Origin of the sequence: Desulforhopalus sp. IMCC35007, from assembly GCF_005116575.1 — a bacterium.
GTDB lineage: Bacteria > Desulfobacterota > Desulfobulbia > Desulfobulbales > Desulfocapsaceae > Desulforhopalus_A.
The window spans coordinates 62,819-84,280 of sequence record NZ_SWCN01000012.1 but is presented as its reverse complement, the minus strand read 5'-3'; the positions used below and the strand labels follow the sequence as shown (position 1 = coordinate 84,280).

The 21,462-nt window shown below is 47.0% G+C and carries 21 protein-coding genes; 1 reads left to right on the top strand and 20 read right to left on the bottom strand.

What is annotated here, in order from left to right; genetic code table 11:
* Positions 1-64 precede the first annotated feature (64 nt).
* The 10 genes from FCL48_RS13765 to nifH all read right to left on the bottom strand — a co-directional run bounded on the left by FCL48_RS13765 (position 65) and on the right by nifH (position 7,616).
* Positions 65-313 (bottom strand): hypothetical protein, encoded by a 249-nt coding sequence (locus FCL48_RS13765; protein WP_136872868.1) that lies wholly within the window; start codon positions 311-313, stop codon positions 65-67.
* 16 nt (positions 314-329) lie between these two features.
* On the bottom strand, positions 330-752 hold the full coding sequence (locus FCL48_RS13760; RefSeq protein WP_136872867.1) for a HEPN domain-containing protein: 423 nt from the start codon (positions 750-752) through the stop codon (positions 330-332).
* Between the two features lie 6 nt (positions 753-758).
* Positions 759-1,202 carry a GNAT family N-acetyltransferase gene (locus FCL48_RS13755; protein WP_136872866.1) on the bottom strand — a complete coding sequence of 148 codons (444 nt, stop codon included), beginning with the start codon at positions 1,200-1,202 and terminating at the stop codon, positions 759-761.
* 10 nt (positions 1,203-1,212) lie between these two features.
* Complete coding sequence (locus FCL48_RS13750) at positions 1,213-1,518, bottom strand: ferredoxin (RefSeq protein WP_136872865.1); 306 nt, start codon at positions 1,516-1,518, stop codon at positions 1,213-1,215.
* A 156-nt stretch (positions 1,519-1,674) separates the two neighbouring features.
* Complete coding sequence (locus tag FCL48_RS13745) at positions 1,675-2,847, bottom strand: NifB/NifX family molybdenum-iron cluster-binding protein (RefSeq protein WP_136872864.1); 1,173 nt, start codon at positions 2,845-2,847, stop codon at positions 1,675-1,677.
* Positions 2,848-2,912: 65 nt separating this feature from the next.
* A complete protein-coding gene (gene nifK / locus FCL48_RS13740) occupies positions 2,913-4,286 on the bottom strand; it encodes a nitrogenase molybdenum-iron protein subunit beta (RefSeq protein ID WP_136872863.1) in 1,374 nt (457 codons plus the stop codon).
* 93 nt (positions 4,287-4,379) lie between these two features.
* Complete coding sequence (gene nifD, locus FCL48_RS13735) at positions 4,380-6,017, bottom strand: nitrogenase molybdenum-iron protein alpha chain (protein WP_136872862.1); 1,638 nt, start codon at positions 6,015-6,017, stop codon at positions 4,380-4,382.
* Between the two features lie 22 nt (positions 6,018-6,039).
* Complete coding sequence (locus FCL48_RS13730) at positions 6,040-6,414, bottom strand: P-II family nitrogen regulator (protein WP_136872861.1); 375 nt, start codon at positions 6,412-6,414, stop codon at positions 6,040-6,042.
* Entirely contained in the window at positions 6,411-6,755 is a 345-nt protein-coding gene (locus FCL48_RS13725; RefSeq protein ID WP_136872860.1) for a P-II family nitrogen regulator, read from the bottom strand. Before FCL48_RS13725 ends, FCL48_RS13730 begins: the two co-directional genes overlap by 4 nt.
* A 30-nt stretch (positions 6,756-6,785) precedes the next feature.
* Positions 6,786-7,616: a nitrogenase iron protein gene (gene nifH, locus FCL48_RS13720; protein ID WP_136872859.1), complete on the bottom strand. Its 831-nt coding sequence runs from the start codon at positions 7,614-7,616 to the stop codon at positions 6,786-6,788.
* Between the two features lie 546 nt (positions 7,617-8,162).
* Here nifH and nifA point away from each other — a divergent pair.
* A complete protein-coding gene (gene nifA, locus FCL48_RS13715) occupies positions 8,163-9,764 on the top strand; it encodes a nif-specific transcriptional activator NifA (RefSeq protein ID WP_136872858.1) in 1,602 nt (533 codons plus the stop codon).
* A 69-nt stretch (positions 9,765-9,833) separates the two neighbouring features.
* Here the strand turns inward: nifA and FCL48_RS13710 are convergent, their stop codons facing one another.
* The 10 genes from FCL48_RS13710 to clpA all read right to left on the bottom strand — a co-directional run bounded on the left by FCL48_RS13710 (position 9,834) and on the right by clpA (position 21,445).
* Complete coding sequence (locus FCL48_RS13710; RefSeq protein ID WP_240744846.1) at positions 9,834-10,733, bottom strand: histidinol-phosphatase; 900 nt, start codon at positions 10,731-10,733, stop codon at positions 9,834-9,836.
* 43 nt (positions 10,734-10,776) lie between these two features.
* Positions 10,777-11,187, bottom strand: coding sequence for a nickel-responsive transcriptional regulator NikR (gene nikR, locus FCL48_RS13705; RefSeq protein ID WP_136872857.1), 411 nt, complete (start codon positions 11,185-11,187; stop codon positions 10,777-10,779).
* An 80-nt stretch (positions 11,188-11,267) separates the two neighbouring features.
* Complete coding sequence (locus FCL48_RS13700) at positions 11,268-12,626, bottom strand: MFS transporter (RefSeq protein ID WP_136872856.1); 1,359 nt, start codon at positions 12,624-12,626, stop codon at positions 11,268-11,270.
* A gap of 57 nt (positions 12,627-12,683) precedes the next feature.
* Positions 12,684-13,598, bottom strand: a complete 915-nt coding sequence (locus FCL48_RS13695; protein ID WP_136872855.1) for an amino acid ABC transporter permease — start codon at positions 13,596-13,598, stop codon at positions 12,684-12,686.
* A 123-nt stretch (positions 13,599-13,721) separates the two neighbouring features.
* Positions 13,722-14,555, bottom strand: coding sequence for a transporter substrate-binding domain-containing protein (locus FCL48_RS13690; RefSeq protein ID WP_136872854.1), 834 nt, complete (start codon positions 14,553-14,555; stop codon positions 13,722-13,724).
* 46 nt (positions 14,556-14,601) lie between these two features.
* Positions 14,602-15,423, bottom strand: a complete 822-nt coding sequence (locus FCL48_RS13685; protein ID WP_136872853.1) for an amino acid ABC transporter permease — start codon at positions 15,421-15,423, stop codon at positions 14,602-14,604.
* A 59-nt stretch (positions 15,424-15,482) separates the two neighbouring features.
* Positions 15,483-17,012, bottom strand: a complete 1,530-nt coding sequence (locus FCL48_RS13680; RefSeq protein ID WP_136872852.1) for an AMP-binding protein — start codon at positions 17,010-17,012, stop codon at positions 15,483-15,485.
* 155 nt (positions 17,013-17,167) lie between these two features.
* Complete coding sequence (locus FCL48_RS13675; RefSeq protein WP_136872851.1) at positions 17,168-18,505, bottom strand: DNA recombination protein RmuC; 1,338 nt, start codon at positions 18,503-18,505, stop codon at positions 17,168-17,170.
* Positions 18,506-18,590: 85 nt separating this feature from the next.
* Positions 18,591-18,929: a histidine triad nucleotide-binding protein gene (locus tag FCL48_RS13670; protein WP_136872850.1), complete on the bottom strand. Its 339-nt coding sequence runs from the start codon at positions 18,927-18,929 to the stop codon at positions 18,591-18,593.
* 242 nt (positions 18,930-19,171) lie between these two features.
* A complete protein-coding gene (gene clpA, locus FCL48_RS13665) occupies positions 19,172-21,445 on the bottom strand; it encodes an ATP-dependent Clp protease ATP-binding subunit ClpA (RefSeq protein ID WP_136872849.1) in 2,274 nt (757 codons plus the stop codon).
* Positions 21,446-21,462: the final 17 nt, after the last annotated feature.

Here is a 21,462-nt window from a genome sequence, read left to right as displayed (position 1 = left end):
GTCATGTCCTCTGTTTGTAACGTATCGAAAATAATTGTAATACTATCCTCATGCCGCAGTTGGCTTAGGAGCTTGACTTGCTGAGGGTTCTGATGCAAGCGATGGATTCCCAGCAATAGTAGCTGTTGATCGCCTCTGTGTCGGCCTGTTCTGTGATACGGACGAAGCCATCGCCGAGAAATAACACCGCATTTTCGTAGATTTTGCCTTCGTTAACCTGGATTGCCACATCTTTTCGCAGTTTTCGAGACAGTGTACCGTGTACAGGCATGGATGCGTATTCAAATATTTTTTCCAGAGTATCTTTAATCATGTCTTCTTCCTTGTGTTTAATGGGTGCTGAGGGATTTCTCGCCCCTCAGGTATGGGTGGAGCAGGTCCTGAATGTCTTTGGCGATGGCCAGAAATTTGCTGACATCCTCTTCTGTAGGGATCTGAATGACGTAGGTGTCCAGATCGCAAATTTCTTGAAACTTATCGAGGAAGGTCAGTTTTTCCGCGATATCAGGAATGTTCCCCAGGTGCCGTTGCAGGGCATAGAGGAGATCCCCCATGGTATGGTTTTCAGCCAGATCACCATTTTTCATCAGAAAGGCCATGACGAGTTTTTCAATGGCCATACAGGTAACGTTGTACAGGGTGTCGGTTGAGAAGCCTTTGCTTTTTTTTTGAAAGGCTCCATTTGCAGTTTTAAGAAACTGTTCTCCATCCCTGAAATAATCCTGCCAGTTGTCTATCTGTACAATATTCATATACTCTCACTCCTTGTGATATTTACGTAGACAGACGAGTTGCGTGCTCTGCCAACCGTCTTTGTGGTAAAATTCTAAGGCGGATTCGTTGTTTTTGTCAGCCAGAAGCTGCATGCGGCTTGCCCCATTTTTAAAGGCCCAGCTGCCAAGTTCCTGCAGGAGACTGGTGGCGATTTTTTTCTTTCTGTAGGGGACGGCTACGAACAGATCTTCGACGAGAAGTGCTGTCGTCCCCTCAGCGGTGGAGATAGTCAGTTGTCCGGTTACCATCCCCACTGGTTGTCCGTCTTGTTCGGCTACGAGGATTGCCGATGATGGGTTTTGCATGAGTAGTTGCAGGCCTTTTTTTTGCAATGCAAAATTAAAGCAAAAATCTTCTTCAATTGAGAAAAGCTCCTGCAAAAAGACAGTCAGCTGTTCGATGTCTTTTTCTTGCGCGGCCCGGATCATCGGCGTTGTCCTATGCTTTAATCAGGTATTCTGCGGGTGGGTCTCCATCTTCGAGCCCGTCAAGAACCGCATCGATGGCATCTTCGCTGCTGATGTTCTTAAACCACAGGTTATCGGGCTGGATGACCATGATCGGTCCTGATTCACACTGCTTGAGACAGCCCGTCGCCACGACTTGCATATCAAGGCCACGATCGAGAATCTCTTCTTCGATATACTGGAGAAAACCGTCTGTCTGTTTGTGGCAGATGCCCTTTGGGTCGCCCTTTGATCTAAAGCTCTGGCAGACAAGAATCTGCCTTTCCGGTAATGCCATTTCCTTCTCCTTTGTTGAATTGTTCCATGTTATAGATGTTGATACTTTGTTTTTGTTAAATGTTTTTTATTCTAAACTGTTACGTGGGTTAATGCTGTCTGCGTATTAAGGTTTTGCACGTATGTTACTCAAGAGTCGTTTCGCCTCAGTTCAGTTTTATTTCTTTTTGCATTTACCTTTCTTGCCGCCTCCGTAGAGTACGTCCACGATCCCTTCTATTGCATCATCTGTTGTGAGAATCTTCAGTCCAGCCTCTGCGAGAAGAGTCCTTGGGGTATCTCCTGCGCTGGCAACAAGAAGGACAAAACAATCCTTTAGAATCTCAGCCACTTCAAGCCATCGTTCTTTGCCTTTTCCTGGGGCTGGTGCGTTACGGGATTCCAAAAGGCAGGGCAGTCCGTCTTCCCGTGGGCCGTAGATGAGAAATTTACCGGCATGGCCAAGGTGCAGGTCAACCTCCATTCCTGTTGAGCTGACCACCGCAACATTTGGTCTCTCCTGGGTGGGCTTGGGGTAAATGTTTTGTATTGGGGCTTGGACTCCTGTGCAGGTACTCTGTGTCGTTTCCGGTGAAAAGAGTGGGGTTACTACCGGTAGATATTTTCTTGCTTGCCGGGTGGCATCCTCCATTTCTTCGGCGGTGGGGCTTTCAAGGTGAATATCGCTTTCTGCGGCAGTCACATGGGGAATCAGAGCAATGGCGTCTGCGCCCAGTTCGCCCATTTCTCGTGCAATCTTACTGACACGGTCAATATTGTATCCGGGGAAGAGGGTCGTCTGAATACAGACCTTGATTTCATGAAATTTCAAGGCAGCCACACCGTGCCGCTGTTCGGTGATCAGAAGGGGTGCCGCGTCTGAAATCTTCAGGGTTTTATGGCCTGGCCTGATCCAGGCGTAGAGTCGTTCCAGTAGTTCTGAGCGCATCGCATCAACTTGTATCTCAACGTAATGAAGGCCGGCTTTGGCGAGGGCCGTGGCCATTTTATCGCTGCCAATACCATAGGTTTTTATGCCAACTTTAAGTCGGGGATAGAGCTCTTTAATCTTTGAAATCAGGGCAAGTGTAAGCTCGGGAGTTACGAGAGGATCTCCTGGTCCGCTGATCGCAGCCATGGTGATTTCATGTTCGGGGGTTGCCATGGCCTTGTGAAGGATTTCGATTGCCTCTGGCACTGTGATATATTGATTGCTGGCGGGAGGTGGAGGTGAAAATCGTGTTCGCCCGACGATTCGGGGTGCCACTGGGAGGTGGACGACGTTTTCCGCTCTACAGTCGCTGAAAAATGAACCAATCGGTTTATGATCTGCAAGAGATATCACGTTCATAGATTTCCTGGAGTATAGAAAGTTGCAGCGATGGATCAGAGGAGAATCACCACCGCTGCTTGGGGTTAGAGGACAAGTTCAAATACTTCTTCGGGGTCGTCACGATCTTTGCGGTCAAGAAGAACGCCGAGGATTTTCTCGAGCAGTCTCAGCCCACCTTTGTAGCCAACCGTAGGAAAGTGCTGATGTCCTTGACGGTCAAGGATTGGAAAACCCCAGCGGACAAATGGCACATCTTCGTCTCTGGCGATGTATTTGCAGTAGGTGTTTCCTATGAGCAAATCAACCGGCTCATTTTTCATCCACTGGTGGAGGAGGAACATGTCACCTTTTGCCTTGACGTTGACTTCACGGCCCATGTCTTTGGTTATTTCTTTGATACGTTTTTCAAACTTCTTGCCCGGTGTACCTGTAATGATATGAATTGGACACATATCAATGGAGACAAGGAACTCGGTCATGGCGATGAGTTGGTCAGGATCACCCACAAGGGCGACTTTTTTGCCATAGAAGTACTGGTGCATGTCAGAAATCATGTCGACAAGCTTGCCCCTTTCAACCGAAATCTCTTCAGGTACCGATCTGCCTGCAACTATCCTAAGGGCGTCGATGAAACGGTCGGTTGCTTTGAGGCCAAATGGCATGTCGAGGATGGAGCAGGGAACCTTGCATTTCGTATCAAGCAGCCTTGCCGCGTCAGCCGAACACCATTCTCCAAGGGCAAGTGTTCCGATGGCATTGCCGGAATCTTTAATGTCTGCAATGGGAGTTCCCCCATCCGGGTACATGGTGTATTTACCATTGAGCGGACCATCCAAGACTCCGGAGGTGTCTGGAAACATGTTAATTTTTGCACCCACCAGGGCAGCGAGTCGTTTCAGTTCTTCCATGTCTGAAGGCTCAACCCAACCGGGAATGAGATTGATTTTCCCATTCTTTTTCACAGGTTCTTTTGCGAGTGCGGCCATTGCTTTGACCATGTTGGAAAACCCGGTAACATGAGAACCAACATAGCTTGGAGTTCCTGCACCAAGGACCGTTTTCCCTTCAGGAACGGTTTTCTCGCGGATGGCCTTTGCAAATATCTGAGGTAAATCATCTCCAATAGTCTCAGACAGACATGTGGTGTGAACGGCAATGACCTCAGGCTCGTATACAGTAAAGATATTGTTAATTGCCTGGAGCAGGTTCGCCTGACCACCGAAGACAGATGCACCTTCGGTAAAGGAACTGGTGGCAGCAGAAATCGGCTCTTTGTAGTGTCTGGTTAAGGTGGATCTGTGATATGAACAGCAACCCTGAGAACCATGACTATGGGGAAGGCAGCCTTTTATTCCCAGGGAGGCGTACATGGCGCCAATCGGCTGGCATGTTTTCGCCGGATTTATCATCAGAGCTTTTCGCTCTTTTATTTCTTTTGGTGTATGTCTCAGTAGCATTGTCTTACCTTTCTCGTTCGTAGCGGAGTGTATCCCCCTCAGGGAATGACACTGAGGGGTTCATAACAGTCCCGTTGGCGGGGCCGTCCGTAATTATTCCCAGGCGTATGTTGCAGAAAGCTCAGGGTTTTCCTGCCATGGGGCCTTCATGTAACTCCACACCTTGCTGTTGACCAGGCGGTCAATCTCATTATAAAAGTTGACTGCCCCTACAAATCCGGCATATGGGCCGCCAGAGTCATAACTGTGCAGCTGCTTCATTGGCACCCCAAGTTTCTGGATGGAAAATTTTTCCTTGATACCTGCACAAAAGAGGTCCGGTTTCAGCAATTCCACCAGTTTTTCAGCCTCATACTGATTGAGATCGTCCACAACCATGGTATTTTCTTCCATCATTGGGTTGAGACCTTCATACTCCTTGAAGTCAACACCAGCTTTTTCAAGTGCGGCCATTTCTTCGGGAGTCTTTCTTGGACGATAGAGTACTGGATCTGCCTCAACTTCAATTTCTTCGATGTTTCTACTGTCGGCGTCCACTTTAAGATTTGGAATGACATGTCGTCCTTCGTAATCGTCACGATGACCGAATTCGTATCCCGCTGAAAGTGTCTTCATTCCCAGTTCCAAAAAGAGTTCCTGATAATGATGGGCGCGGGAACCGCCGACAAAGAGCATTGCCGTTTTGCCTTTGGTTCTTGGATAAACCTCGGTGATGGCATTTTTCACTGCTGGCATCTCTTCCGCTATGACTTCTTCAACACGGTCGATCAGTTCCTGCTCATCAAAGTATTTGGCAATTTTTCGTAGGGACTTTGCCGTTGCTTCAGCCCCGATGAAATTAATCTTAATCCAAGGAATACCGTATTTGGTCTCCAGCATGTCGGCGACATAGTTGATGGACCTGTGACACATAACACAGCTGAGATCGGCTTGCCCTGCCACCGCAAACTTATCGTAGGTCGCATTTCCTGAAAAAGTTGAGATGTTGGTGATGCCGCATTTTTTCAGGATACGGTCGATCTCAAAACCATCGCCACCAATGTTGTACTCACCAAGCAGATTGATCTTGTACTTTTCCGTATGCTCGGTCTTTGTATCACCGACAACATGGGTGAAGATCTGGTTGTTGGCAATGTGGTGACCAGCTGACTGGGAAACACCCTTGTAACCTTCACAGCTAAAGGCAAAAACATTACAGTCACCGAATTTTTCCTTCATCTTTTTCGCCACAGCGTGAATATCGTCACCGATCAGACCCACCGGACAGGTTGCAAAGATTGCAATAGCCTTTGGTTTGAAGATGTCATACGCTTCCTGGATGGCTGCCTGGAGCTTTTTCTCACCTCCAAAGATGATATCGGAGTCCTGCATATCCGTTGACATACAGTAGGGGATATAGTTTTCCATTCCCTCGTTGATGCCATCGGTCTGATTACGCCTGGTGAGCCAGGCGTAAAAACTGCAGCCGATTGGACCATGGACCAGGTTGACAACATCACTGGTTGGTCCCATGATAACTCCCTTACAACCTGCGTAGGTACAACCGCGCATGGTTATGATTCCCGGGATGGTTCTGACGTTTGCTACTATTTCAGGCGTGGTATTCTCCAGCGCCTCATTGATCATTATTTGTTTGGCGCGCTTTCGGGCAACTTTAGGAGGATACTTCTCCAGCAGTTTTTCCTTGATGTTATGAGGATCCCACTGCACCAGTTTCTGTGCCTTTCCCATGATTAACTTCTCCTCTAAAGGATTAACTTATTGATTTTTTGCCCTTTTCACCGGTACGTATTCTCACTCCATCGCCCATCGGTAAGACAAATATTTTCCCATCTCCTGGCTTGCCAGTCTGGTTGGCTTCGATTAAAGCCTCGACAATATCATCGACTGCATCGTCTTCGGCGACAATGGTCACCATTCTTTTGGGATAGAGGTTACCCTTTTCTCCAAGGAGTGCCGCGGCCTCTTCATACCCTTCTTCAGCGCCGCTAATAAGAGTCTTGTTAACAAAACCCTTGCCCCTGCCCTGTGCCTCATGGGCAAAAAAAGCATCAACTCCAGCCGCCGTGAGAGCGGCTTTGGTTTTGTTCATCATATTCATTCGAACAACAGCGATTACCTCTTTCATGCCGCCACCTCTGCATCTTCTTTAACTCCTGAGCTGATGGTGTATACGTCTTCGACTTCGGTGACAAAAATTTTACCATCGCCGAACGCACCTTTGATTCCTGTGCGGGCAGCATCAGTTATGGTGTTGATGACGAAGTCTTTGTCTTCAGCTTTAACAACACTCAGCAGCATGGTTTTGGGGATTTCGTCGTAGGTTACTTCGCCAATTTTTATACCACGCTGCTTACCCCGACCCGTTACTGAATATTTGGTAACTGCCGGAAACCCTGCATCCATAAGTGCTGCGAGTACGTTGTCTGCTTTCTCTGGTCGAACAATGGCTCTGATCATGATCATCATTTTGTAGGTCTCCTCTTAAGTATCTATATTTTATGCATTTTCTAGTAGGCCAAAGTCGAGCAGTAGCTGTTCGAGTTCTTCAATTTCGAGTGGTTTTGGGACAACAAACATCTTGTTGTCATCAATTGCCTTGGCAAGTCCTCTGTATTCATCAGCCTGAGGGCATTCACCATTCCATTCGATTACAGTTTTTCTATTAATTTCAGCACGTTGTACGTCGTTATCCCGTGGAACAAAATAAATCATCTGGGTGCCTATTTTTTTGGCGAGCTCCTCGATCATCTCTTTTTCGTTATCAACGTTTCTTGAGTTGCAGATGAGACCGCCCAGACGAACACTGCCGGATTGTGCGTACTTCATAATTCCCTTGCAGATATTATTTGCCGCGTACATTGCCATCATCTCACCTGAGCAGACGATGTAGATTTCTTCGGCTTTTCCATCTCTGATAGGCATGGCGAATCCACCGCAGACAACGTCACCGAGAACGTCATAGAAGGCATAATCAAGGCCCTCACTTTCTTCATAAGCGCCAAGGGATTCAAGCATGTTGATAGAGGTGATGATTCCTCGACCCGCACAACCGACTCCAGGCTCGGGTCCACCTGATTCAACCGCCCAGCTACCACCATATGCAGGCTTTCTGATGTCATCGAGTTCAACGTCTTCACCTTCTTCTCTTAAGGTGTCGAGGACAGATTTCTGTGCCAGACCACCAAGGAGTAATCTGGTGGAGTCAGCTTTAGGGTCACAGCCAACAACCATTACTTTACGTCCCATTTCTGCAAGTCCAGCCACTGTATTTTGAGTAGTTGTTGATTTGCCGATTCCGCCTTTTCCATAAATTGCCACTTTTCTCATTGTCGTCTCCTTGAATGTTTGTGGGATTGTGGTGATCGATAAGGCCTTTTAAGCGGGATATCTTCTTTTTGTATGTCTGCCCGCTTTTAGCCAAGTTCTTTTGCTGTCTTCTCTTAAGCAATGGCTGTGCCATTCTTGGCTGAGTATTTAATATCTAGTGTTAACAAGTACTTGCGACAGTCGACTTTCGATTTATCCTCAGTTTTTCACAAATCGGCACATCCTACTTATTGGTATGGAAGCTACAAAAAGGTGTCGGACAGTGTTTTGCCGAACACCCTTTTGTCGAAAAGAAACAAAATTACAAAAATGTGAAACTGCTAATCTGTTTTGAAACAAAAGTGTTTAAAAGCTTTGATGAAAAATGAGAGAAATTATTGTGCACATATTTAAATGAAGTAATAACAGGTTGTTATCGATGTGGAATGGCATTTGCTATAACTGAAGGTAATGCCTCTTGTCACTTTTAAAGAAGGGGACAATGTGCAGGCAGGTACTTTTGCTAGAGAGTGTAGTTTCATCTAATATTATGTTGAGGTGTATGTAATGGATGCGTTTACGGAGACTTTACCGATCAAGACCAGCAAGACTCAGGGGCTAGAGCTGTTGGCTTTACACCGGATCACTGAACTCATCGGATCGGCGGTTGATCTGGAAAGTACTCTGGATAAAATCCTGGAGGTACTTGGGCAAACATTAAAAATGGAGAGGGCAACCCTTCTTATCTACGATAAGGTCTTGCAAAAACTCGTAATTATGGCCTCGTGCGGCCTGTCAGCCCAGGAGGAAAAACGAGGGGTCTACAGGGTTGATGAAGGAATTTGCGGTAAAATATTCAGGAGCCGCTCTCCGTTTATTGTCCCTGATATCAATAGCGAACCACTCTTTCTGAATAGAACCGGAGCCAGGAGTGGTTATCAGCGCAGCAAGATTGCTTTCTTAGGGGTCCCGGTTATGGTTGGAGGGGAACCGGAGGGTGTGCTTACAGTTGATAGAATTTTTGGTGACGATGTCTCTTTTGACGAAGATATCAGGTTTTTAATGATTCTTGCCACTTTGATCGCCCAATTTATTACCCTGCACAGGGAGATTCAAAAGAAAGAGGCACGACTCATCGAAGAGAATCAATCTCTGAAGGCAAAACTGCATCAGGTTCACGGCGGTCATTTCATCATTGGCCACTCAAAGCCAATGCAGGAGGTCTTCAGCGTGATCGATAAGATTTCCGCAAGCAATGTAACGGCTTTGCTTCTCGGAGAATCGGGGACCGGCAAGGAGCTGGTGGCAAAAGCTCTTCATGAAGGTGGAATGCGAAAGGATAAAGCCTTTATCAAGATCAACTGTGCCGCCCTGCCTGAAACCCTACTGGAAAGCGAACTCTTTGGCCATGAGCGGGGGGCCTTTACTGGGGCCCATGTGTCACGGCCGGGAAGATTTGAGCTGGCGGATGGCGGAACTATTTTTCTCGATGAAATTGGTGAGATGCCGCTTTCCCTGCAGTCAAAGATGCTCAGAGTTTTACAGGAAAAACAGTTTGAGCGGATCGGTGGAACAAAAACATTTACGGTTGATGTTCGGATTGTGGCTGCAACCAATGTCAGTCTCGAAGATGCCGTTCAAAATGGGGATTTTCGTGCCGATCTGTACTATCGTCTCAACGTCGTACCCATCATTCTCCCTCCGTTAAGAGAGAGAAGTGAAGACATTCCTCTTCTTTTCAATCATTTTCTCAGCCAGAGCAATGAACGTAATGGAAGGAAGATCAAAATCACCTCGGAATTGCTTGATTTTCTCATCCAGTATCCGTGGCCGGGTAATGTCCGGGAGATGCAGAATCTTGTGGAACGGATGGTGATCCTCTCGGAATCAGAAAGGTTAACCTTAGACGATCTGCCGCCCAAATTGTTTGAGTATGATCAGATCGAAAGGGAGTTGCCTGCTGAACCAAAAATTGGAATGACTCCGCAAGCTCCAGTTTTACGAAGTGGTAGATCCTTGCAGGATATCGAACGAAGCGAAATAGAGGCGGCATTGCGCCGCAATGGCTGGGTGCAGGTTCGTGCCGCCAAAGAACTTGGGCTTACCGAGCGGCAGATCGGGTATCGGATCAAAAAATATGGGTTGAATCGTTATGATTCATTCAAATAGGCACCAGCTAAAGCCGTGAGATAAGAGGGGGGCGGTTGTCCCCCCTCTTGATGCAAGAAAAATGCTGTTCTAATAGCGGTACAGCTGAGGCTTTTTCCAGTTGGTGGAAAATCCTAAGTCTTCCAGGAGGTTGATCCCGGTGTTCATAAAGCCTCCAACAGACTGTACCCCATGAGAGTCATCTCCGGGTACGACTGAAATCCCCATTTCACCGGCAAGCTTGAGGATGGGACGACTGATATATGGCTCATCTGCGCCCTTTACCAGAGAACGAAGATTGAGGTCCATGATCAAATCGAGCTCATGTATAAGCTGAAGATTTCTTCTGATCTTTTCTAAAATTGCAGGTTTCATAAGCCGCGTCTTGTAATCAGCATCGAAGATACGGATCAGATCAAAATGGCCAACCACCGAAGGTCTGAAACGTTCAATCATTTCATACTGCAGATCAAAATATCTTTTGTACAGCTCGTCCACCCCGCCTAGTTTTTGCACTGCCTGCGCATAGGTCTTTTGTGAGTAGTCGATACTGATATCGTCAACAAAATGAACGGATCCGACAATGTAATCGGGCTGAAAGCGATCAAGTAAAAATGGGACAAACTGTTCATAACCGCTGTAGGTCTCTATCTCCATGGCGGCAAAAATCGTCAACTCATCCTTATATTTTTCCTGCAGTCGGCGGCACTCTTTCATATATTCGGTAAATGTCGCTAACAGTAGCTCTGGGGTAAGTCCTGCCTGCACCTGGCCCGGATCCAGAAGCGGGCTGGAAATAGCTGGAGTATGTTCCGTTACCCCTACCCAGGAAAAGCCGAGTTCAATATAACGTAGAATAATTTCTTCAAGGGAATCTATGGCATGGTCACAGAACTGGCCACTGTGGCCGCCATGGACAGAAACGAATTGTGGGTGAGGAGACATGTTTTTTAAAAGTTTTGAAATGATTAGAGAATTTTTCTCTCTCAATAGTATTTATTCCAGGAATCTGGTCGGCCTTTGAAGAAAATAATCAGTGCAGGGTTTTCCCTGTGCTCGACATGGCAAGATTACCATCTCTGACACCTTTGAGTGCCGTCAGTCTGGCGGCGAGGTCACTGACCTCTCTTGCATTTCCTCGGACAACGATGACTTCAAGACAATTATCATGATCCATGTGGACATGGGTGGTGCAGACAATATGGTGGTGGTAGTCGTGCTGGACAAGAGTAACTTTTTCCTGGAGTTTATGCTGGTGGTGGTCGTAGACAAGACTAATGACGCCCATGACCTGCTTGTCTGATTCCCATTCCTCTTTGACATAGGCCTTGCGGATCAGATCCCGTATAGCCTCAGAGCGGTTATTATAACTGTGTGCCTTGATATGTTCGTCGAAAATATCGAGTAGTTTTTCTTCAAGTGAAATGGAAAATCTTTTGAGCATAATTGAGGGCCTCCCCGTCAAAATAATACCAACTTTCTGATTTTACAATAAAACCTAGCATAGTTGCTGCCAGGTGCTTTTTAAAGACTTTCTTTACTTTTTCTCAGGCGCAGCCAACTGTAAAATAATAGGAGGATAAAGCAGATAAGTCCATACCACGGAAAATAACCTATACCATCAATAAATGCCAGATCAGCAATCTGCTCGGTAGGGAATTGGGGGTGAAGGGCTGTCTCTTGCTGCTTCAGGGCAGCGATAGTGCTGGCAAAAACAAAGCCTATAAATCCATATGCAAGGTTGAAGGCGAGTCCCTTAAAACTGAGTACCGTTGCCCTTTGACTGGACGCGGTAATCTTGTTGAGGTAATGGCTGGTAAAAAAAGAGACAAAGGTGAGAGCCACAAAAATGAGGGCTACAGGAATAAGGCCCCAATAGGGGTAAAACCCGGTCATACCGAAGAGACCGAGCATACTGATGACAAAAACAATGGAAAGATTTTTTCCAGGACTGTTGTTGTCTGCCATATATTCGGCAATTTTTGGTGTGACAAGACCAAGCAGGGCAACGGCAGAGCCGATGATGCCAAAACTTGCTTCGGGCAGGTGAATAAGTCTGAAGTATTGGCTGGTCATGGTCACAATCATGCGCAGGATATGGTCAAAAAACATACCGGCGAGGATAACGACAAGGGCAAAAGGTGTTTGCCAGATCCAGTGGCCTGCGGCTAAGACTTTCCTGAAAGCAGCGCCCAGTTTGTAGCGACTGGTGGTGACCTCCTGGGATTGTTCTTCCACCATCTTCATGGCACTGATGGTTGCAAGTATTGCAAGTATCAGGGTGAAATAGATGGGAAAGCGCATGGTTGTCTGCTGATCAAGTATCAGCTTTGAGCCGCACCAGGACAGAACGGTATTTACTGCGCTCGGATCGTAGATAAGTGCGCCAAGAGTCATGGTCATGATCGAGGCAATGGATCGAACGCGCATCTGCAGGCTGAGGACCTTGGGCCAGTCCTTTTGCAGACCATGCTCTACCAGGGAGTCATAGGCTATGGCCTCATCAGCCCCGCTGGCCATGGCCTCTGCCAGGCCACTCAAGATCCTGTTGAGGAAAAATGCCCAGAAGATCAGGGTCCCGTTACCCAGGGGGACAAAAGCCAGAAGCAACATCTCAAGAACCATGAAACAGGATGTTGCCACAATAAGATTTTTTCGGCCGAGGATATCTGCTAGAGCTCCCGAAGGAACTTCGGCACAGACGATGGTGATGGCCCAGACGGTATTCAGGAGGGCGAACTGCTCAATGGTAAGGCCAAAATCGAGAAAGAGAATGGTAAAAACCGGGTAGTAAAACCGGGCATTGAAAAAGACCCTGAATGCAATGAAAAGCTGAATGTTTCGAATTGTAAAAGGAGACAGCTGTGCCGTTTTGTTTTCCATATCTTCGTTTTGCGGGGTGTACCGTTTACCTGTAAAGAAAAATATGCACGAGACCTGTTATGGACCGGTTTGCTGATAGGTGGACATTACACCTTCAGACCGGGCGAGATGATTTTCAACCTTTCTGACCAGAAGAGAGAGTCCAAGGCATAAAACGAGGTACATGGTTGAAATTGTCAGCCATATTTCAATGGTTGCCTGGGTGGAGGCCATGACCTGCAGTGCCTGAAATGTCAGCTCCTGAATGGAAATGATAGATACAATAGAGGACCATTTGATGGTATTGATAAACTCATTGGCAAGTGGTGGCAGCATTATTTTTGTTGCCTGGGGAAGAACAATAAGGCGCAGGTTTTTACTCCTGTTCAGACCAAGGGCCTTGCCTGCTTCCCACTGGCCGATGTCAACCGCCTGTATGCCTGCTCTGACAATCTCCCCTATATAGGCACCCTGGAACATGGCCAGGGTGAAGATGCCCGATAAAAACTGGGTGATAAGACCCGGTTCGGTGAAGAAAAAAGATAAATATTTCTGCTGTTGGGGAGAGCTTGCCCGGAAAAAATCTTCAACACCAATGAAGGTCATAAGCTGATCGCTGACAAAATAGTAAAAAATGAAGACCAGTACCAGCGGAGGCGTGTTGCGGATTGCTTCGATATAAGTGCGTCCAATAAGGCGAAAAAACAGTCTTGGAGACACGCGCATCAGTCCGACAATAAAGCCTATGAGTATTGCCAGTAATGTCGACCAGATGCTCAGTTTAACCGTGGTGATAAAGCCATCCAGCAGCAAGTTGCTGGTCCATCTCCCTGTTTCAGGGTCGTGACGGAACATATAGGTGAAAATGACCGGCCAGTTCCAGTTGTAATTCAGAGCGAAAAAGAGGCGATATACGATAAAGGAAAAACCACCAATAATAGCCGTGAGAACCAGGATGTCGAGTAATTTAATCGTTGTTTTCTGAGATTGCATAACACCTTACTCAACGTTGGCTGGCAAAGCTGCTTTTTGTAGGCGGATACATCACTTACGAGAGGGAGATGTGGAGCAGGTTATTCCTGCTCCACATATAAAGAGCGCGACAATACAGCAGTTTCATTCGACCTGGTCCAGCCAGTCTTTGCTGCCAAACCAGTAATTATGACGTTCCTGGAGCCAACCATCCAGATGTGCTGTGGTAATCCAGCTGTTGAAAAATGCCAGAGAATCCGGATCTCCTTTGCGCAGCGCAAAGCCGATGGGCTCCTTGGTAAACGTTTCTTTTAACGGAAGAAAAAGAGAATCACTGTATTCCACGGCTTCGTAGGCAGGTCGGGGTGCGGAGCCTACCACCGCGTGTACTTTACCGTTTCTCAGTTCCTGATACGTTTGAGGTTCAGAGTCAAACATCCTCAGAGTCGCAAGGGGCAGGTACTTTTTGGCAGCGGCAGCGGCTGTTGTACCGGTTTTTACTGCAATCTCCACGTCTGCTTTATTAAAATCCTCAAGAGAGCTAAACCCAGCTGCCAGTTTTTTGTTGGCCACCAGACTCATCCCTGAATATTCGTAGGGGTTGGTAAAGTTTACCTGGAGGGCACGCTGGGTGGTAATCCCCATTCCGCCAATGATGACGTCGAATTTACCGGTGAGCAGAGCCGGAATGATGCCAGACCATGCGGTTGGGATGAATTCAACTTTTACGTCCATCTCTTCTGCAAGGCGGGTGGCCACGTCAATCTCAAAGCCGATCAGCTGTCCATTCTTATCCTTCATTGCCCATGGTTGGAAGATGTCCATTCCAACTTTAAGCACACCCCTTTTCTTGATGGTTTCAATGGTGCTGGAGCGCGTGATATCATTTTGTATCGAGGCGGCAGAACTGAATCCGGCAAGGCAAACCAGAATGAGCGTAAGAGTGAAAAGACGTATAAAACTACGGCAAGATTGCATGATAAAACCCCCTTTTTTGCTTAAATTATCAATAAAAGTTCTTTTCTCATGGTAACTTAAGTCGTTTTTCCATAAAACCAACACCTAAAGATAAAATTACTGTTATTGCCAGGTAGATCACCGCTACGGTGAACCAGATTTCAAAGGTGAGATATGTCTCAGAAATAAGAGCCTGGGCCTGCATGGTAAGGTCGTAGATTGCAATGGTGCTGACCAGGGCCGAGTCCTTTACAAGGGATATGGCCTGACTGGAAAGGGGTGGCAGGATGGTGCGGACCGCCTGTGGTACGATGATATGACGATATATGCCAAAGCTTGTAAGGCCCAGAGTCTTGCCAGCTTCTATCTGTCCCTGTGGGACAGACTGGATTCCAGACCTGAATATTTCTGAAGTATAGGCCCCCTCGAAAAGGGAGAGGGCAAGGATGGCTGAGGGCAATCTTTCCAGGCCAAGGGTGGGGCCGAGGACAAAGTAGATAAAGAAAATCTGAATGAGAAGCGGGGTGTTGCGGCTTACTTCGAGGTAGATGGTTGCAAGAGACCGGGCTACAAAGGAGTCGGAAAGTCTCAGGATTGCGGTGATGAGACCGATGAAAAAAGCGAAAACAAGACTGATTGATGAGATTTGCAGTGTGATAAACAGGCCTTTAATTAAGGGGCCTGCAATAATCCCTGTGTCGGTTTCTGTGAAAAGGAACTGGGGGATTCTATACCATTGCCAGTTGTAACCAATATTGCTGGCACTTCTGCCAGCTAACCAGCCAAGGACGGCAAGCAGGATAATGAACTGAATAATATCCCAGAGAGGGCTGCGAAAAAAAGGGGGTTGTGCACTTTCCTCAATCTCGTATGTCGAGGTCTTTTTCATTGGTTGCGCTTGCGTCTTTGGTAGTATCGATCTGGCTGCTGATCTGCTTGCCTGCCGTTTCAGGATATTGTTGTTCGACTCAGCTGCTGTCTGGCCAGTTCGGAAATTGTTCTAAAATCAATTTTACCACTGCCCATCTTGGGAAGGCTCTCCCAGACAAGAAATATTTTAGGAAGTGAGATCGGTGCAAGATGCTGGGCCATTTTCTTTAAAATATCTTTTTCATCAAGAGGTGTTGTGACCACGGCCACAATACGTGCCCCCTTTTTAGAATCAGGGATTTCGACGACACAGCAGTGGCTCTCTTCCGGAAGATATTTTTCGAGGACATCTTCTATCTTTACCAGTGAAACCATTTCGCCGCCGATCTTGACAAATCTCTTGAGTCGTCCAACATGCCAGAGGTAGCCGTCAGGGTCTATATTTCCCATGTCTCCTGTGTCATACCAGCCGCTGCGGATGTGGAGAGAGGTCTGCTCAAAATCGTTGAAATAGCCTTTCATCACCGAGTCACCTTTCACCAGAATACGCCCGTCTTCCCCGGGAGCACACTCTTTACCGGTCTCGTAGTGCTCGATTCGAACTTCAAGGCCTGGGATCGGTTTTCCAACGCTACCCGGACGATTGAACTCAGGCGTGTTGGTCGAAATGACGGGGGAGCACTCCGTCGCCCCGTAGCCTTCGTATACCGTTATGTTATGCTTGTTTTTAAATCCGTCTCTCAGGGCATCAGGGCATTTGTCAGCACCGGTCAGTGCTATACGCAGGCTATTGAAGTCCCCCGGCTCTGATTTTCGTAAATATCCCCAGAAAAACGATGGGGTTCCAACGAGAAAACTCGCCTTGTGATCACGTACAATTGAACAGACTTTCTTGAAATCCAAGGGGTTGGCATATGTAAGCATGGACATCCCATGGAAAATGGGTAACCATAAATCTACGGTGAGACCAAAGACATGAAAAAATGGCAGGGTACACATAAACACGTCTTCACTGCGGAACCCGAAAATTGTTGTAACTGCCTCAATGTTGCTGAGAATATTCCTATGGGTGAGCTGGACCGCTTTTGGATCTTTTTCGCTGCCGCTGGTGAAAAGGATCACTGCACTGTCTTCAGCGGTTCCCTGGTGGATGATTTTTTTAATCAGTGAGGCTGGCATGGCGGCAATGAGTGCTGCCCGGATTTTATCAGTGCCGGAGATAGATGCCATGAGATCCTCGATAAAAACCATGCCGTCTATAACCGGGCATTCGATTTTTTCAAGGAGCGCCTTGGAGGTAATGATGGTTTTGAAATCGCATTTCTGCTGGGCGTATTTGGCATTCTGCTCGGCCCCTGTTGAGTAGTTAATCATAACAGGAACCCGGCCACTCATCAGGATTGCAATTTTTGACAGGATGCAGCCCGCAGAGGTCGGTATCATCAGGCCAATAAACCCAGGTTTCATCTTTTTAAAAATCCGGGTCAAAATGAGGCAGGCGATCAATGCTCTGGAGTAGGTCAACTCCTTGTTGGTGGAAAAATCGTGAATCGCCTGTTTGTTTTTGAAGGTTTTGGCAATGTCGATAAAATGTTGGTGGAGCAGCATCGGCACCTCCGGATGTAAAAATTAGATAGGATAAACTTGCCTTTTGTACAGGCCTTGAGAAGAATAGATCTCAGCCACTCAACTAACATTTTTTCAGCTATTTGGCAACGTCAGTAGAGTGTACCTCTCCCAGCGGGAGGTCTTTTGTTGATACCTCAATTCTTTAAATTGTAATCAGTGTCGTGATCCGTCAGATCCGTAATAGTCCGGGGCAACTCTTTTTTTACCTGGACTCCAAGTTCGCGCAGGTGTTCAGCCTGACTTACAAGGTTGCCACGGCCTCTGGTAAGTTTTAGAAGGGCATTGTCGTAGCTTGTTCTGCAGTTTGCCAGTTGTTTACCCATTTTTTCAATTTCTTCCACAAAGCTTCTGAACTTGTCATACATAAGCCCCGCCCGCCGTGCTATTTCAAGAGAGCTTTTGCTCTGCTGTTCAAACTTCCAGATATTTTCTACTGTTCGGAGGGTCGCGAGAAGTGTTGTGGGGGTGACGATGATGATATTTTTTTTCAAGGCCGTTGCCATGAGCTCTTTGTCTTCAAGGCATACTGCGGAAAATGCAGCTTCAATAGGCATGAACATCAGGACGAAATCCAGACAGTGAATCTGGGCAAGGCCAGGGTAATCTTTACCAGACAGGGTTGATACATGATCGTATACAGCCTTTACCTGTTGCCTGAGGTGCTCAGTTTTTTCTGCATCGGCATCGCAGTTGACATATCGCTCCCAATGAACGAGAGAGACCTTCGAATCGATGATAATGTCCCTGCTCTCGGGTAAATGGACAATGACATCTGGCTTTTGCAGGCGGTTGTCGTGGGTGCGGAAGGCGCCCTGGGTGTCGTATTCAAAACCGTTGCGCAGTCCGGAGCGTTGTAGTACCTGCTCAAGAACAAGTTCTCCCCAGTTACCCTGGGTCTTGGTATCATTTTTCAGGGCGTTTGTGAGGTTGATCGCTTCCTGGTTGATCTGCTGGTTGAGTTCTCGCAGGTTTTGTATCTCGTGTTTGAGATTGAGTCGTTCACGACTGTCACTCTGATAAATCGTCTGGATTTCCTGGCGCAGAGTCAACAGTTCTTTGTTGAACGGCTGGAGAATGGTGTCAAGCTTTTCACGATTGAGCTCACTGAATTTTGAGCTTTTATCATCAAAGATGCGGCCTGCAAGATTTTCAAACTGCAATTTCAACTCGCCCCGTGCCTGCTCGAGCAGTCTCAGCTTGTCTGTCGTGTGCTTGCGCTCGTTTTTTAAAAGTGTGATAAGCTTTGCTTCACGCAGGTTATGCTGGTTGATGGTATCGCTCTGGCTATCGAGCTGCTCCTGCTTTTGGTGGAGCGTTTTTTTTAGGCCCGCGTTTTTTATGATCAACAAGACAATTGTCGTGCAAAGAGCGAGAAAAAACACCCATGACAAAAGAGCAATACTCTGGTCATTGAGCTGGATGGGAACCAGTGCCCTGAGCTTATGAAAGTAGGAGGTGATAAGCTGCGTCATCGTAAATATCTTGGAAGCAAAGTGAACACCTGATACTCTTTATTTATATCAACAGACAGTGGTTTGATGTGCCGTAAACGGGATCTCAAATCGGCCAGGGTTTGTCTTTTCCACCGAGAATGTGCATGTGGACATGGAAAACAACCTGACCGGCCTTGGCACCATTGTTAAAAATGATCCGATACCCGTCTTCTACGTTATTTTCCCTTGCGAGTTCCCCGCCGACCCGAATGAGTTTACCGATTAACTGCTCATCTTTTTCTGTTACTGATGATGGTCCGGCGATATGTTTTTTGGGTACGACCAGAAAATGGACAGGCGCCTGCGGGGAAATGTCCCAGAAGGCGATAACGTCATCGTCTTCATATAGTTTTTTTGCAGGTATCTCCCCGGCCACAATCTTACAAAAAATACAGTCATCCATAGCAGTGTGCCTCGTCAAAATTTAAAAGTGAATCTTTGCCTACGCTTACGCTTTAATCTGTATACCCCAGTCGCTCCATTTCGTAAACGGTTGAGCTTGATTTTATGTGACTTTGGCAGGAGAAGTCTTTGTAAGACAAGAACAGTTCTTTGGGCTGTTTACGGTCTGCAGGCTACAATAAAAAACGCAGCCCAAGCTCAGGAAAAGCCGGACTGCGGTTCTGGCACTGATGTGATTAAATATTATTTGGTATAGCTGAAGACAAGTTCCTCATTGTTCCAGTCAACCTGCGCTTCACCACCTTTTACCAGTTCACCAAAAAGGATCTCTTCTGTAAGGGTATCACCAATTTTTTTCATGATGAGTCTGCGCAATGGCCGTGCACCGTAATCCGGATCATAGCCTTCCTTGGCCAAGTGTTTTCTCGCAGCTGCTGTAAGCACAATGGAAACCCGTTTTTCTGCAAGCTGTCCCTCCAGCTCTTTAATAAGCTTATCGACCACTTTTTCTGTCGATTCCTCATTGAGAGATGAAAATGAGACAATGGCATCGAGGCGGTTCCTGAACTCAGGGGCAAACAACTTGTCGATGGCTGTTTTGTCTTTTCCTTTATTATCGGTGACAAAACCGATACTTTTTGTTGCCATCTCTCTTGCTCCGGCATTGGTGGTCATGATGATAATCACATTCCTGAAATCCGCTTTCCGACCGGAGTTGTCGGTCAGTGTGGAGTGATCCATGACCTGCAGAAGAATGGAAAAGATATCAGGATGCGCCTTTTCTATTTCGTCTAACAGCAGAACGGAATAAGGATGCTTTCTGATGGCTTCGGTGAGCAGTCCACCCTGGTCAAAACCCACATATCCCGGAGGTGAGCCAATAAGCCTTGCAACGGCATGCTTTTCCATATATTCACTCATGTCAAAACGCTCAAAGTGAATATTGAGAACTGATGCAAGCTGTTTGGCGACCTCGGTTTTACCTACACCTGTCGGGCCGGCAAAAATAAAACTGCCGGTGGGAGAGTCGGGATTACCCAGACCGGCTCTTGAGCGTTTTACCGCTGTTGCAAGGGCGCCGATCGCTTCATCCTGACCAAAAACCACATTTTTGAGGTTGCTTTCCAGCTCCCTGAGTTGGCCGACTTCAGAACTGCTACTGCTTTTTGCCGGTATTCGCGCAATTCGTGAAATAACTTTTTCAATATCTCCGATCTTGACCATCGAACCCTGGCGCCCCTCGAGGCGGAAAAGGGAACCGACTTCATCCATTACATCAATGGCCTTATCGGGCAAAAACTTCTCGTTGATATATCTGTCGGCAAGCTCCGCCATAGCCTTGATGGAGTTCTGTGAATAACGCACCTTGTGATGCTCTTCATACTTGGGCTGCAGGCCTTTAAGAATAAGTTTTGTGTCTGCAACCGAAGGCTCTTCAATATCGATCTTCTGGAATCTTCTCGAAAGTGCCCTGTCTTTTTCTATCTGGTTTTTGTATTCGCTGTAGGTGGTTGAGCCCATGCAGCGTAAGACTCCAGCTTGAAGGGCGGGCTTGAGCAGATTTGAGGCATCCATGGAGCCGCCACTTGTTGCACCAGCACCAACGATGGTATGCATCTCATCGATAAAGAGAATGGCGTTTTCCTTCTTCTCAATGGCGGAAACCACTGATTTGAGGCGTTTTTCAAAGTCGCCTCTGTATTTGGTGCCGGCGACCAGCGTGCCCATATCAAGAAGATGAATATCAATATTTTCAAGAAGATCTGGAACCTTTGGTTTTTCGCCGTTTTTTCTTGCAACCTTATCTTCGTGGATACGCAGGGCAAGACCTTCTGCCATTGCAGTTTTTCCAACCCCAGGCTCCCCGACGAGGAGTGGATTGTTCTTTTTGCGACGACAGAGGACCTGCATGATTCTTTCCAGCTCAATTTCACGTCCGATAAGTGGATCGAGTTTCCCACTCGCCGCCTGTTGGGTGAGGTTAACGGTGAATTCCTCAAGGGCCTTTGCATCCTTGGTGTTCCCTTGGTGGGGATTTGAATTCGGTGATTCTGGGGGCGATTGAAAGGGTTCTTTCTGCAGCCCTTCCGCCGGGAGCTCGTGGGAAATAAAGTTGACTACAGCAACCTTGCCAATCCCCACTGAGGTCAGGAAGTAGACTGCATGGGAATCATCTTCTGAAAAAATGGCAACAAGCACATCGCCACTGTCCACCTGTTGTTTACCACAGCTTTGAACATGGGCAACCGCTCTTTGCAGTACCCTGTTAAATGCAATGGTTTGTGCAGGTTCCCCTACACCGGTTGAGGAAAGCTTTGGGATTTCCCGGATAAAGAATTTTTCCAGTTGCTGTTTGAGTGTTTCAATAGAACCGCCGCACTCCTCAATGATAAAGCTCGTGAGCTCATCATGGAGCAGCCCGTAAAGCATGTGTTCCACGGTTACGTACTCGTGGTTGTGGTTCTTTGCCTCTCGTATGGCCATTATCAGTGATTTTTCAAGTGATTTACTCAGCATATTCTCAGCGTATATTT

Bases quoted from the DNA above. Each gene is read 5' to 3' on its own strand.
- FCL48_RS13765 (WP_136872868.1), bottom strand. From the start codon at position 313: ATGATTAAAGATACTCTGGAAAAAATATTTGAATACGCATCCATGCCT.
- FCL48_RS13760 (WP_136872867.1), bottom strand. From the start codon at position 752: ATGAATATTGTACAGATAGACAACTGGCAGGATTATTTCAGGGATGGA.
- FCL48_RS13755 (WP_136872866.1), bottom strand. From the start codon at position 1,202: ATGATCCGGGCCGCGCAAGAAAAAGACATCGAACAGCTGACTGTCTTT.
- FCL48_RS13750 (WP_136872865.1), bottom strand. From the start codon at position 1,518: ATGGCATTACCGGAAAGGCAGATTCTTGTCTGCCAGAGCTTTAGATCA.
- FCL48_RS13745 (WP_136872864.1), bottom strand. From the start codon at position 2,847: ATGAACGTGATATCTCTTGCAGATCATAAACCGATTGGTTCATTTTTC.
- nifK (WP_136872863.1), bottom strand. From the start codon at position 4,286: ATGCTACTGAGACATACACCAAAAGAAATAAAAGAGCGAAAAGCTCTG.
- nifD (WP_136872862.1), bottom strand. From the start codon at position 6,017: ATGGGAAAGGCACAGAAACTGGTGCAGTGGGATCCTCATAACATCAAG.
- FCL48_RS13730 (WP_136872861.1), bottom strand. From the start codon at position 6,414: ATGAAAGAGGTAATCGCTGTTGTTCGAATGAATATGATGAACAAAACC.
- FCL48_RS13725 (WP_136872860.1), bottom strand. From the start codon at position 6,755: ATGATGATCATGATCAGAGCCATTGTTCGACCAGAGAAAGCAGACAAC.
- nifH (WP_136872859.1), bottom strand. From the start codon at position 7,616: ATGAGAAAAGTGGCAATTTATGGAAAAGGCGGAATCGGCAAATCAACA.
- nifA (WP_136872858.1), top strand. From the start codon at position 8,163: ATGGATGCGTTTACGGAGACTTTACCGATCAAGACCAGCAAGACTCAG.
- nikR (WP_136872857.1), bottom strand. From the start codon at position 11,187: ATGCTCAAAAGATTTTCCATTTCACTTGAAGAAAAACTACTCGATATT.
- FCL48_RS13700 (WP_136872856.1), bottom strand. From the start codon at position 12,626: ATGGAAAACAAAACGGCACAGCTGTCTCCTTTTACAATTCGAAACATT.
- FCL48_RS13695 (WP_136872855.1), bottom strand. From the start codon at position 13,598: ATGCAATCTCAGAAAACAACGATTAAATTACTCGACATCCTGGTTCTC.
- FCL48_RS13690 (WP_136872854.1), bottom strand. From the start codon at position 14,555: ATGCAATCTTGCCGTAGTTTTATACGTCTTTTCACTCTTACGCTCATT.
- FCL48_RS13685 (WP_136872853.1), bottom strand. From the start codon at position 15,423: ATGAAAAAGACCTCGACATACGAGATTGAGGAAAGTGCACAACCCCCT.
- FCL48_RS13680 (WP_136872852.1), bottom strand. From the start codon at position 17,012: ATGCTGCTCCACCAACATTTTATCGACATTGCCAAAACCTTCAAAAAC.
- FCL48_RS13675 (WP_136872851.1), bottom strand. From the start codon at position 18,505: ATGACGCAGCTTATCACCTCCTACTTTCATAAGCTCAGGGCACTGGTT.
- FCL48_RS13670 (WP_136872850.1), bottom strand. From the start codon at position 18,929: ATGGATGACTGTATTTTTTGTAAGATTGTGGCCGGGGAGATACCTGCA.
- clpA (WP_136872849.1), bottom strand. From the start codon at position 21,445: ATGCTGAGTAAATCACTTGAAAAATCACTGATAATGGCCATACGAGAG.